The following is a 12,308-nucleotide window of genomic DNA, read 5'->3' on the forward strand; positions in this document are numbered from 1 at the left end:
CCATTTTTTTGGGGGATGGCACCGGAAAACAGCAGCGTTCACTTCCTTTGGCCGCTTTTTACCTTGGCAGTCGGCGAAGCTCATACAATGGCGCCGTCTCCTTGCCGTCTACGTTCTTGGTGGAAAACAAATCCCATGCTGTATCAGTCAAAGAGATGTTGGGTTGGATCGCTCGCGGTCACCTGCTTCCTGGTTATGTCGCTACTGGCGATGCCCATCTCGCACGCGGAAGAAAACTCCAGACCGGAGCCGGCAACTTTAAAGGTCAGCGTCCAAGACGAATTCGGCGGCCCAATTCCAAACGCGAGCGTGGAAGCGTTTCGGTGGACCGGAGAGATGTCTCCCCTCGGAAACACAGCCCAGACCGATACGAATGGCGAGGCCGAACTCGCCGGTCTGCCCTTGGACGACTACCTCTATGTCCAAATTTCAGCGGAAGGTTACGTTCGAAAAACGCCTGCTCTCACGTTCACCACCGCAACCACCCGAGACCTGACTGTCACGATGTACCGTCCTGTGGAAGGATGGATTGAAGTGCGCGGCGAAGACGGCCAGCCGGTCGTCGGTGCCGAACTGATGGTTTTGAAGTACACCGATCAAGACGGTACCGAGTTCGTGCTCTACAAAGGCATCGCCGCCAGTGCCGGAGTGCCATGGCAAGTCAGTGACGCGGCGGGCAAACTGAAGTTGCCGCCGATGCCCGCCAATGTTTCATTGTCGCTGACGGTGATCCATCCGGATTGGAAACCGACCAAGGTCGCCGAACTGGAACCGGTCGATGGATTGGTTTCCTCCGTGACGCTGCACAAAGGCGTCCCGGTCGAGGTCGTGCTGCAACCTGTGGGGACCGGCCAAACGATCCCCGATGGAACGACTGCGGACGTTTTGATGATGGCCTCCACAAGCGGATCGTTCGGCGGGCTGACGATTCGTCATCCCTTCGAAATAAACGACAATCGAATCCGATTCCAAGCCGAGTCCACGAACTTCGGTGAGATTCGCGTCGCAATGGATGACTACTTCGTGGGTCCGGTTCGATACAACTTTCCCGATTCGCCCTTTGAACCACTCAACCTCAATGGCGTGGACAGTTCCACGATCGATCTCAAAGCCTACCCAAAACAAAAGGTACGGGGTCGCGTCGTCGACCATTTGGGCAATGGCATCAAAAACGTGCATGTGCGAGGTATGCTGATTGATACGGAGCGGATGAAAGCGATCAAAGAAGCTTCCGGCGACTCCGCCGACACGATTGCCCCGTTTCAGAAAGCGGCCGCCATGACGGTTGCGGGAGGAGCAACCACCGACGCCACCGGCCACTATGAAATCGAGCTCGCTCCCGGAGCGGTTTCCATCGAAGCGATGCACCATGGTTTTTATACCAAAGACGAGATACCCGATTTTGAAGTCACGCCGGACGCTGATCAAACATTGCCCGATGTCGTGCTGCTGCCCGTTCCGATCATCCGCGGCATTGTTCAGGATCCGACAGGCAAACCGGTTCCTGGCGTGATCGCGAAACTGACGAGTCTCGGCCGAGGAGACACTTTGCCGGTGGCTCTGTCCGATGAAAACGGCAGGTTTGAACTGACAATGACGCGGATTCCGTACGCGGCCGAAGGCGAAGGGCTGGAACCTGACGCCTCGATCCTTGCCATCGATCCCCACGGTAAGCTCACAGGAAGCACGGACGTCGATTTGCTCCAGCACGATTCGTCCTCCGATACGATCGTCACCTTAACCTCTGACGAGCCGAAATGGTTGACGGAGATCAACAAGGTAGCCGACCAGTCGCGATACGAGAAAATCCAAGAGCACATCGAAGCCTTGAGGGACCAATACCCGGCCGGAGTCGTGGGACAACCGGCGCCACTCATGAAATCCGGAACTTGGCTGAACACGGAAGCGACAAGTCTGGAGGCATTCCGAGGGCGTTTCGTGTTGCTCGATTTCTGGTTCATCGGCTGCGGCCCCTGTCACCGCGACATGCCTCAAATCAAAGTCGCCCACGATGCGTTCCCGAGCGACAAGTTCGCCGTCGTCAGCGTGCATACCAACTCGATGAAACCCGAAGTCGTTCAAACATTTGCGGACGAAAACAAGATGCCCTACGCGATTGTGGTCGACGACTCGCGGGGCCAAATCTCAAAGGAGTATCGGGCACTGGGCGTCGATTCCTACCCCAGCTACTTGTTGATCGACCCCGACGGGAACATCCTGCTCAACGATGCAGTTCCCGATGGCGTCCCAGCCTCGCTGCGTCAGCACAAAATCGAATTGATCCACCACGCCATTCAGTCCTGGGACGGGTATGCGAATGATCGTCCATGAGACCTTCACCGCTGAATCGACAAAGTCGAACGTGGTCAACGATATCCAATCATGGTTCCAAACAGGTTGGCGTCTGCTTGCTTGCTTAGTCCTCTCGCACACCACGTTGCAATCGGCCGATTGGTCTTTGCTTGACACTGCAATTGCTCGATCCAGCCAACTGGAACGAGTGCAATTTCATGTCATTGAGGAACAGACCAGCGTCCCAACGGATAAACCTCCCGTCCAATCACGTTTTCACGAGCGATGGTCACGATTCTCCGATGGCTTCCGAGTCGAAGACGATCCTGGATGGGAGAGGTTCCAAGACGCTCATCCAAAATGGGATGACTCAGCGAATCTAAAAGACCGAATCGTTCACTCATCCGACTCAGATCAGAGAATCTACATCTGCAATCCCGACTACGAAGCTTACCTTTCCCCCGACGGAGATCGGCCCACGCTGGACTTTATCAATGAAGGCGATGACTGGAGAGCCAATTACGCCTGGATCACCGACCAAGTTGTACCGCCACTGGCGTTTTGGATGGACCAAGGTTGGCACCAATCCCTTCAGTTCGATCCGCAAGATCCCGATCGCGTGGTCGCATCCTTCAAATTGCCGATCGATCCTCGGGTCGGCTTCTCCGATGGGACGCGTGAAGACAGTGGGTTCTACGAATGCGACTACACGTTTTCGATCCAAACTGGCAATCCACTTGCCCACCGACTGGTCGCAAGAGACGAATTGGGGGCCGTCGTAGCCACCACTAAAATTACTTACGAATATGAAGCTAGCGATCCATCGGCCTCGTTGCCGGTCACACTGGTGGAAGAATTTCAAACGGAAGATAGAGCGGACCAAATCACCAAACACTTGATGCTAGCTGAGGTTTCACCCGCAATTGCCGACGACGGAAACCGATTGACCTCTTTTGGATATCCTGAACCGATATCGGACGCATCAATATCGCCGTCGCTTTTTTCAAGGACGTCCTTTTGGATCGCCGCGGCGGGAATCATGCTCGTCGCCGCCCACTTCCTTCGATCTCGTCGACGTCCGTCATGAATGCCACTAATGTTTCAACCGGTCCCCGAAGCCAAACGCGATACGCATTGATCGCCGGCCTATCGCTCGTCGCGATTGCTTGCGCAGTAAGCTTCTACGAATCCGCTCAACCTTCGTCGTCGACGCCATTGGTTTCCTACAACATTCCAACATCGATCGCGCCGGGCGAGCATTTTCAATTGGAATTGCTGGTTGATAACCCGTCTTCTCGTCCAATTTCTATCGCGAGCATCTTCACCTGCTGCGGCATGAAAATGGAACCATCGCGAGGCATCGTTCCATCGCACGGTCAAATCGTCTTTCCGGGTTCAGCCACGATGCCGGACCAATCGGCTGAGTTCGTTTGGAGGGGGACAATCTGCTTCGGGACCCAGGAATTGAAGCAGGTGGATTTCGAGATCAAAGTAACACCTGCAAGCGATCAACCGGGACTCGGGCGAACAGAACAGCAAAACGATCGACGTTGAGCTGTGCCCACGATTGCAAGACAATCGAAAGTAGCCTCCATCCGGCGACGTAGCTAAACTGGTTGAGTTCGACCGTCGTTCTGCCCCGATCAATTGGACCTCCGATGGACTCCCTCGACGAACTGATTCGACCGATTCGTCATTCACCGCAACTGCCGTTGTTGGTCGATCGTTTGACGCAGCAACTTCAAGCCGAACGCGACGCTCGAGAGCGTTTCTATGACGAGATGACGCCTGAACAAAAGATCGAGTTCATCGATGGAGAGGTCCTTTTGCATTCCCCCGCTCGAAACCGTCATTTGGACGCCACGCTCAATGTCGCAAAACTGATCCACACCTTCGTGGCGCGTCATCGCTTGGGCACGGTCAAAGCGGAAAAGTGCCTCTGCGTTTTCCCTCGAAACGATTAAGAACCAGATATCGTCTTTTTCGGCCTTGAAAAAACTTCCCAAGTTGAACCCGAGACGATGAAATTCCCGGTACCGGATTTAGCCGTGGAGGTCTTGTCGCCATCAACTGAGGCACGCGATCGCGGCGTCAAATTCGAAGACTACGCCGCCAACAGGGTCGGCGAATACTGGATCATCAGCACCGAAGAGGCGACCGTCGAGCAATTCGTTCTCGAGAAGGGGACCTACCATTTGCGAATGAAATCCTCCTCGGGACGCCTGGTCAGCACCGTAGTCACCGGCCTGGAGCTGGAAGTCGAAGCCCTCTTCGACGAAGAGAAGAACCTCGCGGCACTCGCCCAGATCCTGGCTTAACAGGCTGTTGATTTAGTCGCATACCGAATGACAATCATTAGCCGTTGGGCGTTAGCCCCGGTTGGCGTCTAATCAACCGCCGCTAACGCGGTGCGGCTCAATAAATCAACAGCCTGTTAAGGAACTTCGGGGAATGAAGTGGCATGCTGCGAACCGAGTCGCTTCAGGGGCTGGGGCGACGCCACCAAAGTAAAACAGTTGTTCCGTCAAGCCTTTTTCCAACGCCACGCCTCGTCGCCCCCATCCCACTGCCAACCGCTCGCGTCACGCTGCTTCGACGACACTCACCCATCAAGCAAACATTTGGAGACAAATGTTCGACTCTGCTGTCGTTTTCAGACCACGAAGGACGTGAGAAGCACGAAGTGGTGAGGGTCCGAATTCTTGGCGAATCCGGCTACACAGTGCGTCTGTGATTGCCAAGAACCGAACCGGGAACCAAGATGCGTGCTCTCTGTTGTAGCTCGGGGGTCCCCCTCGTTTGATACCGTTTTCGCCAATCGCTTTTGAACATGCTTCACGCCGAATCACTTCGTCAGGACCCCCGAATCGCACAAGCCAAGCAATTGATTGCCGAAGCAATGCGTGATCATTCCGCTTCCATGACGGATGTTTCGCCCAGCGATCCCGACCAATCGGCGAACTACCAATCCCTGATCGACGGGTTCACCTGCGCCCGAGGCGGCCCACCCATCTGGCCTTACTTTGCGTCCGGACTCGGAAACGGTCCCTACGTCGAACTGGCTGATGGCAGCGTCAAACTGGATTTCATCGGCGGAATCGGCGTGCATGGCGGCGGTCACTCAAATCCCGACCTGGTCTCGGCCAGCATCGATGCTGCGATCGAAGACACGGTCATGCAGGGGAATCTGCAACAGAACCCCGCCAGCATCGAAATGATGCAGCGACTCGTTTCGCTCGCGTCCGAATCAGGAGCACCGCTCGAACACGTGTTGCTTTCCACCAGCGGCGCGATGGCGAACGAAAACGCATTGAAGCTCGCGTTCCACCACCGACAGCCCGCCGACCGAATCATCGCCTTTGACAACGCCTTCGCCGGTCGATCGATCGCGTTGGCTGCTTTGACCGATCGCCCCGCCTACCGAAACGGTTTGCCCAAAGCGATCCAGGTCGACTACTTGCCCTTCCTGCATCCAGATCACCCTGAGAAATCTCAACGATGGGCAGTCGATGAATTGAAACGATTGCTCAAACGCTATCCAGGAAAACACGCGGCATTCTGGGCTGAACCAATTGCTGGCGAAGGCGGCTACTACCCCGGCAGCCACGACTTCTTCACCGCACTGTGCGAACCACTCCGGGAAGCGGGCGTACCGATCATCTTCGATGAAGTGCAAACGTTCTCAAGAACCAGCCGACCATTTGCGTTTCAACATTACGGCCTGGACCAATTCGCCGACATCGTCACCGTTGGCAAGATCACTCAGGTCTGCGCGACGCTGTACCGAAACGACTTCCACCCCAAGGCACCGATCCTCAGTCAAACGTTCACCGGATCGACGTCCGCGATTTCGACCGGACTGGCGACGTTGGATGCATTGCAATCCACCCATTGCTTCGGTGCGGACGGCGGAAACATGAAACGCCACGCCTACTTTGCCGAGCAACTTCAAAAGCTTGTCGACAAATATCCTGGGTCGATTTCAGGTCCTTTCGGCGAAGGCATGATGATCGTGTTCACACCCGGTGACGGCACACTCGATCACGCCAAGTTGCTGATGAACTTGATGTTCGAAGAAGGCTTGCTCGGATTCCTCTGCGGTGCCGAACCGGCACGTTTGCGTTTCCTGCCGCCACCGATGATCACCACCAACGATCACATCGACGCGGCGATCAAGTTGCTCGACCGATCCCTCGAAAAGTTCGTTTCGCAAAAGTAAGAATCGAAACGTCGTGGACGAAGCAATGAGTCCAGCCTAGTGCCTGGGTTCCGAATTCTTGGCGAATCCGGCTACGAAGATCGCGCCCAAATTCTTGGCGAATCCGGCGACGGAGATCGTGTTGCGGATTACGAACCTGGGCACCGCAAGGTGATCAGCGACAATTCAGGCCGACAACGAATACGCAACAGATGAACTCCACTGAGCCCACGCGAAACGTGCAGCGTCGTCGGTGATCGGTAGAAATCTCCCGATGCCCAACGACTGCCGTGCCAACTGGGGCTCAAAATCGGACCGGCCAATGGCAATTGACCTTGCCCGCCATGGGTGTGACCAGCCAACATCAAATCCACCCCGTTCCGACGACACCAATCGAATTGATCGGGACTGTGTGACAAACACAATCGAAAGTCAATGCTCTCATCCGAGATGAACGGGTCGTTCGGCCGAGTGAACCAGGGCCACTCATTCCCCAACAACTGACACTCAAGCGAACGCAAAGACACCGTTTCGATTTTCCCGCCAACATCAATCCATCCGGCGTCCGTCATTCGGTCCCGCACCACGTCAGGATCCGAAACACGCGTGTCATGGTTGCCGAGCACGAAGTAACAACCGTCCTTCGCTCGCGCGGGCGAAAACAAACCGTGCAACCAAGCCACGCAGGGTTGTTTGTCGACAATGTCGCCCGTCAGTGCGATCAAATCCGGCGACCAATCTGTGGCGATCGAAACCGCGTGAGCAGTGAAGTCAGGTGCGACTTGCCCCGTCAAATGAATGTCTGACAGATGAGCGATCTTGTACCCATCCAGCTTCTCCGGCAAACCAACGACGGGCAACTCGATCTGCTCCACCGCCATTTCGAAGATCTGGTTCATCGGCAACTTCGCCGCCCATCGACACTTGCGAGTGCGTGCCAACGTCAGTCCGGTTTGTTTTGAAACGTCATGCACCTGAACATCACGCTTCGCCGAAACATGTTGAATTTTCCAAATCGGTCGCCACAACAACCACAGAAATCCAAACAGGCCGCCCATCACCAAACAGAACGCGGCATAAGCCAGCACACCAACGGGCAGGACTTCCAAACGAGCTTCACCGCGCAACCAACTCAAGATTGGATGAAAGAAAATCCATCCCAAAACAAAAGGCGTGATCCAGGTTTCAGCAAAAGCGATCTTCTCGATTCGCTTGATCGTGGCTCGCTTCCATCCCATCGAGTTCAAGCGATTGTAGAACGTCAGCCGCAATCCAAAGTGTGCAAGCAAAATTGCAGCCAGCAACAAGATGCGAAAAAGCGGCTCCGCGAAAAGAGTGTCCAAGCGATTGGCCAGTGGTTGAATGAGATCGATCATGGAAGTTGCTTCGGCCGGATCTCTTTCCAGACTTCGCAATTCTCTGGGCCAAGCTCATCCGACCAAGACGAGACTTCGCACTCGAATACCGCCAGCCCCGCGGTGGGGAATCCACACGAGTGCCCCAGCAACTCGCTCGCCGCCGCACTGATCCCCGGATTGTGTCCTAGAACGAGCAACGTTTCCGGGGTGCTGATCGAAGTTCCATTTTCGTCGGCAAGCCACTGCTTGGTCGAACGGATCATTTGGAAAATCGCCGATGCGGATGCCAAATAAAGATCCAATGAAAAATAGGTTGGGACGGTCGAATCCCAACGCGAATTGAGAAATGCTGCCGTCTCGCGAGTCCGCTTGGAATCAGAAGAGAGCAGGAAATCAGGTTGGCAACCGTTGTCCTGCATCCACCCCGCAATTCTCGGGGCATCGCGACGTCCCCGGGCGTTCAGCGGTCGTTCGTGATCAGACAACCTGGCGTCGGCCCAGTCACTTTTGGCGTGACGCATCAAAATCAATCGCATTTGGGTTGGATCAGCAGAAGGTGGAGGGACAAAGCGGTTCGAACCAGCAAAAGAACATATAGTACGCAAAGGTTCCCATCCCAATTCTCGGACTTCACAACATGCGTGCTTCTTCTCTTTTTCGCATCTCGCCCCTCGATTTGGTTTCCTGTGCTCGATCGAATCTGCTTGTCCTCGGAATAGTCGCTGCCACGACTCCGCTCGCTACTGCAGATGACTGGTCGGGTTGGATGGGAGATCAACGCGATGGAGTTTATCGCGAATCGGGCGTCATCGAATCGATCCCGGATTCGGGGCTAAAACAAAAATGGAAAGTCTCCATCGCCGGCGGCTACGCGGGTCCATCGGTCGCCGACGGGCGAGTGTTTGTGTTTGATTACGCGAGACGCCAGGGCGAGGCGTTCAACGATCCCGGCAAACGCGCGAATTTGACGGGCGATGAACGGTTGATCGTTTTGGATTCAGAAACTGGCAAGGAACTGTGGCGTCACGAGTACGAACGTCCTTACAGCATTTCGTATCCTGCCGGCCCACGCTGTACGCCCACAATCGACGGTGATCGAGTCTACATCCTCGGAAGTGAGGGCGATTTGCGTTGCCTATCAGTCACGGATGGTGAACTGATTTGGAGCCGCAATTTCCCTAAAGACTTCTCAGCCGAAGTTCCAATCTGGGGTTTCGCCGCACATCCGTTGATCGAAGGTGACTTGCTTTACACGATGGTCGGTGGCGACGGACAAGGCGTGGTTGCGTTTGACAAAATGACGGGAGAAGTTCGTTGGAAGCAACTTGATAGCAACGCCGGTTACTGTGCTCCATCCATTTTGAAGCGTGGCGATCAACAACAACTGCTGGTCTTTTCGCCCACCGGCATTCATGGACTGAATTTGGTCAGCGGCGAACCGATCTGGAACATCGAACTCAGTCCGATGTTTGATATGTCGATCGCTGTCCCCGCCGTCGATGGCAACCGAGTATACGCCAGTGGAATTCGTACCGAATCGGTGATGTTCGAACTCAACGAAAACGCAACCGCCGCCACAGAACTTTGGCGTGGCGAACGAGATCACTCGGTGTTTTCTAGCAACAGCCCCGCCGTCTTCATCGATGGGGTCGTTTACGGAACCGATTGCAACGTTGGGGAATTGATTGCGTTTGATGCCCAAAATGGCGATCGTCTTTGGTCAACCTTCCAGGCCACCCAACCGGACGAAAAACGATTCATCAAACATGGCACTGCGTTTCTGACTCGAATCGGCGATTCCAATCGCTTCTTTGTTTTCTCGGAAAACGGCGACCTGATGATCGCGACGCTTTCCAAAGATGGATTCGAAGAGCATGGGCGATTTCACGCGATCGAACCCACCGAAGAAGCGTTTGGTCGGTCGGTGGCATGGACTCATCCTGCCTATGCAAACCAAACCGTCTTCATTCGGAACGACCAAGAAATCGTCGCCTACAGTCTGGCAAAACCAGAGTGAGTTTGCCGACTGCTTTCGTTTCAAAACCGTCGGCAGGAATGATTGGGCACACGTCCTAATCAACGGCGGAGTAACGACCGCTCGACCGCTTCGATATGCCTCGGTGCCCAAGCATCGGGGCATTTTCAATGGCTATCCACAATGATCTGGCCGACAAAAAGCCAAACAGCGGTGAATGCGATGCCCAATGCGGTGTGAATTGCGTCGACGTTCATATTTTGCCTCAGGCCAAAAGCGTGACCTCGCGTGAAACACGAGACCGCGCATGGAAAACGGATACAAGGCCGTTTCCATGGCCTGAATTAAGCAACCGCAATCGTGCGGGAGCAGACGAATTCGTTTCATCGACACACATTTGCGGTGCGTCTTCTTGAGTTATCGACACACCTTCGAAACAATTCGACGAAAAATCGCCGTGCCCGCACAAATTGACTCAACCGAACACCCGCACCCAACGACACCTCGAGCAAACTGATGAAGTACTGGCTGATGAAGACGGAACCGAACACGTTCAGCATTGATGACTTGGCTGAACAACCCGAGCAAATCACCTGCTGGGAAGGTGTTCGAAACTACCAAGCTCGCAATTTGCTTCGTGACGAAATTGAAGAAGGCGACCAAGTTCTCTTTTATCACTCGGCCTGCAAGACGCCCGCTGTTGTTGGCCTGGCAACGGTGAGCCGCGGTGGCTATCCCGACCATCACGCGTTCGACAAAAAGAGCCACTATTTCGACCCCAAAAGCAATCCGGATTCACCGACTTGGTACATGGTCGACATCAAACTGAACAAGAAACTAGAACGCCCGGTTACCTTGGCCGAATTGCGAGAAGAAGCCACCAAAGCTCGCAGTCCCTTGGTCGACATGGTATTGCTTCAAAAAGGCAGCCGTCTGTCAGTTCAGCCTGTCTCCAAAAAGCAATTTGACCGGGTCGTCAAACTTTCCGAAAAGTAAGTCGCAGCGGTCTCGGCTCATAGCACCTCCACCGCGCAATCAATCCGAGAATCCAATTCGTTCCCCCGATCCGTTCCACTTGGGAGTGGGATGCTCGATCTCGCCCTGCCGGACTCGCTGTTTGTCTGACAACAATCGCAGATGCTCCCGCAAGAACAGTCGCGGAATGTTCTGATCGGACCGCCTTAAACGATAGGCAATCCGACCTTTTCGGCGGACGTAGTACATTCCGATCACTTCGCCGACAAACAGATCTCGTTCCATCCCGAGCCCCACGGTCTCGACCTCGTCACCGACATCCAGATCCTCAGCTTTGATCTGCAACCACAACGCGGGTCGCAAGCGAAAAGTCCATTTTCCATAGCGACAGTGATAATAGGTGCCGTCGAATGATTCCCGTCGCACCACCCGTTCGCCGGGCAGGAGCTTCGAAACGACGGCAACATCGTCCGGATGAATCCACCCCTGACCGTCTTCTGGCCAACGCGGATAGATCCCGTACTGTGGAAATTCGATCAAGACGTCGCTCTCGGGTCCGATGAAACAAGCCGGTTCGCTACAAATCGTAAAAGAACCGGAATTCAGACCTCGATTTTAACAAACCAGTCCGCCGTTTCGTGCGTCAGACAGGTTGACCATCTATTTGTGGACCAACGTTTTGTCGGTCAGATCGCCCAGCGGCACACCCGCGCTTTGTGGGGTTGGAGACTATCCGGCGGATTTGGTTCAATGTGAGTAAAGTCAGCCGTCTTCTCATAGCGGCTCCCACCATTTTCCCCTTTAAAAGTTTGCCATGACTGTTCGTGCTTTCGTTTTGTCGCTGGTTGGAATCGCAACCTTCGGTTTGACTGCAGGCCCCGCCTCCTCGACTTCCGCGGCTGATCCAGCCAAAGGCGAGGTTACTCATAAAGTCTATTTCGATGTCTCAATCGGCAGCGAGCCAGCGGGACGCATCGTCTTGGGGTTGTTCGGCAAGGACGTCCCCAAAACAGCCGAGAACTTCCGTGCACTGTCGACCGGGGAAAAAGGCGAAGGAAAATTGGGCGTGCCTCTGGATTTCGAAGGCAGCGCATTTCACCGCGTGATTCCCGGATTCATGCTTCAGGGCGGCGACTTCACCGCCGGCAACGGAACCGGTGGTGAAAGCATTTATGGGATGAAGTTTGCCGACGAAAACTTCAAATTCCAACACACGACCCCTGGTCTGCTGAGCATGGCAAACAGTGGTCGTAACACCAATGGTTCACAATTCTTTATCACCGTCGCTCCAACCCCGTGGTTGGACGGAAAACACGTCGTTTTCGGGCGAGTGATTGAGGGCATGGATGTCGTCAAGAAAATTGAAGCTCAAGGCAGTGGATCGGGCCAGACTCGTAAGTTGATCAAGATCACCGAAGCCGGCGAAGTTAAAGAGTAACAGCAACCAGTTTGAGCCAATCTCAAACTAGCCTTTCAACTGACGCGTCGCAGATTTGGAACTGAACTCCAA

General features: G+C 54.6%; 12 protein-coding genes. 9 read left to right on the forward strand and 3 right to left on the reverse strand.

Annotation, left to right across the window (positions count from 1 at the left end; genetic code table 11):
• Window positions 1–135: 135 nt before the first annotated feature.
• The 6 genes from RB_RS17620 (at window position 136) to RB_RS17640 (ending at window position 6,511) form a co-directional block, all read left to right on the forward strand.
• The gene (locus RB_RS17620; protein ID WP_231845740.1) at window positions 136–2,331 is read left to right on the forward strand and encodes a carboxypeptidase regulatory-like domain-containing protein; all 2,196 of its coding nucleotides are present in this window, start codon (window positions 136–138) and stop codon (window positions 2,329–2,331) included.
• Window positions 2,318–3,379, forward strand: coding sequence for a hypothetical protein (locus RB_RS17625; protein WP_231845741.1), 1,062 nt, complete (start codon window positions 2,318–2,320; stop codon window positions 3,377–3,379). Before RB_RS17620 ends, RB_RS17625 begins: the two co-directional genes overlap by 14 nt.
• Complete coding sequence (locus tag RB_RS17630; RefSeq protein ID WP_011121941.1) at window positions 3,376–3,846, forward strand: hypothetical protein; 471 nt, start codon at window positions 3,376–3,378, stop codon at window positions 3,844–3,846. Before RB_RS17625 ends, RB_RS17630 begins: the two co-directional genes overlap by 4 nt.
• A gap of 104 nt (window positions 3,847–3,950) precedes the next feature.
• Window positions 3,951–4,256 carry a PDDEXK family nuclease gene (locus RB_RS28380; protein WP_011121942.1) on the forward strand — a complete coding sequence of 102 codons (306 nt, stop codon included), beginning with the start codon at window positions 3,951–3,953 and terminating at the stop codon, window positions 4,254–4,256.
• A 9-nt stretch (window positions 4,257–4,265) separates the two neighbouring features.
• Window positions 4,266–4,610: a Uma2 family endonuclease gene (locus RB_RS28385; protein WP_315851300.1), complete on the forward strand. Its 345-nt coding sequence runs from the start codon at window positions 4,266–4,268 to the stop codon at window positions 4,608–4,610.
• 512 nt (window positions 4,611–5,122) lie between these two features.
• Window positions 5,123–6,511 carry a class-III pyridoxal-phosphate-dependent aminotransferase gene (locus tag RB_RS17640; protein ID WP_007338764.1) on the forward strand — a complete coding sequence of 463 codons (1,389 nt, stop codon included), beginning with the start codon at window positions 5,123–5,125 and terminating at the stop codon, window positions 6,509–6,511.
• Between the two features lie 128 nt (window positions 6,512–6,639).
• On the opposite strand, the gene RB_RS17645 is transcribed toward RB_RS17640, so the two are convergent.
• Both RB_RS17645 and RB_RS17650 read right to left on the reverse strand, forming a co-directional pair.
• Window positions 6,640–7,866, reverse strand: a complete 1,227-nt coding sequence (locus RB_RS17645) for a metallophosphoesterase (protein WP_164922165.1) — start codon at window positions 7,864–7,866, stop codon at window positions 6,640–6,642.
• On the reverse strand, window positions 7,863–8,369 hold the full coding sequence (locus RB_RS17650) for a SixA phosphatase family protein (RefSeq protein ID WP_231845742.1): 507 nt from the start codon (window positions 8,367–8,369) through the stop codon (window positions 7,863–7,865). Before RB_RS17650 ends, RB_RS17645 begins: the two co-directional genes overlap by 4 nt.
• Window positions 8,370–8,485: 116 nt before the next feature.
• On the opposite strand from RB_RS17650, the gene RB_RS17655 reads away from it, so the two are divergent.
• Window positions 8,486–9,865: a PQQ-binding-like beta-propeller repeat protein gene (locus tag RB_RS17655; protein ID WP_011121949.1), complete on the forward strand. Its 1,380-nt coding sequence runs from the start codon at window positions 8,486–8,488 to the stop codon at window positions 9,863–9,865.
• 474 nt (window positions 9,866–10,339) lie between these two features.
• On the forward strand, window positions 10,340–10,819 hold the full coding sequence (locus RB_RS17660; protein WP_007332253.1) for an EVE domain-containing protein: 480 nt from the start codon (window positions 10,340–10,342) through the stop codon (window positions 10,817–10,819).
• 39 nt (window positions 10,820–10,858) lie between these two features.
• On the opposite strand, the gene RB_RS17665 is transcribed toward RB_RS17660, so the two are convergent.
• Entirely contained in the window at window positions 10,859–11,338 is a 480-nt protein-coding gene (locus RB_RS17665; protein ID WP_007328179.1) for a DUF6960 family protein, read from the reverse strand.
• A gap of 274 nt (window positions 11,339–11,612) precedes the next feature.
• Here RB_RS17665 and RB_RS17670 point away from each other — a divergent pair, with 274 nt between their 5' ends.
• Entirely contained in the window at window positions 11,613–12,236 is a 624-nt protein-coding gene (locus tag RB_RS17670; RefSeq protein ID WP_007328180.1) for a peptidylprolyl isomerase, read from the forward strand.
• Window positions 12,237–12,308: the final 72 nt, after the last annotated feature.

This window comes from Rhodopirellula baltica SH 1 (genome assembly GCF_000196115.1).
GTDB classification, from domain to species: domain Bacteria; phylum Planctomycetota; class Planctomycetia; order Pirellulales; family Pirellulaceae; genus Rhodopirellula; species Rhodopirellula baltica.

Excerpts from the sequence above, each read along its gene's own strand:
- RB_RS17620 (WP_231845740.1), top strand. The coding sequence starts at position 136 with ATGCTGTATCAGTCAAAGAGATGTTGGGTTGGATCGCTCGCGGTCACC.
- RB_RS17625 (WP_231845741.1), top strand. The coding sequence starts at position 2,318 with ATGATCGTCCATGAGACCTTCACCGCTGAATCGACAAAGTCGAACGTG.
- RB_RS17630 (WP_011121941.1), top strand. The coding sequence starts at position 3,376 with ATGAATGCCACTAATGTTTCAACCGGTCCCCGAAGCCAAACGCGATAC.
- RB_RS28380 (WP_011121942.1), top strand. The coding sequence starts at position 3,951 with ATGGACTCCCTCGACGAACTGATTCGACCGATTCGTCATTCACCGCAA.
- RB_RS17640 (WP_007338764.1), top strand. The coding sequence starts at position 5,123 with ATGCTTCACGCCGAATCACTTCGTCAGGACCCCCGAATCGCACAAGCC.
- RB_RS17645 (WP_164922165.1), bottom strand. The coding sequence starts at position 7,866 with ATGATCGATCTCATTCAACCACTGGCCAATCGCTTGGACACTCTTTTC.
- RB_RS17650 (WP_231845742.1), bottom strand. The coding sequence starts at position 8,369 with ATGCGTCACGCCAAAAGTGACTGGGCCGACGCCAGGTTGTCTGATCAC.
- RB_RS17655 (WP_011121949.1), top strand. The coding sequence starts at position 8,486 with ATGCGTGCTTCTTCTCTTTTTCGCATCTCGCCCCTCGATTTGGTTTCC.
- RB_RS17660 (WP_007332253.1), top strand. The coding sequence starts at position 10,340 with ATGAAGTACTGGCTGATGAAGACGGAACCGAACACGTTCAGCATTGAT.
- RB_RS17670 (WP_007328180.1), top strand. The coding sequence starts at position 11,613 with ATGACTGTTCGTGCTTTCGTTTTGTCGCTGGTTGGAATCGCAACCTTC.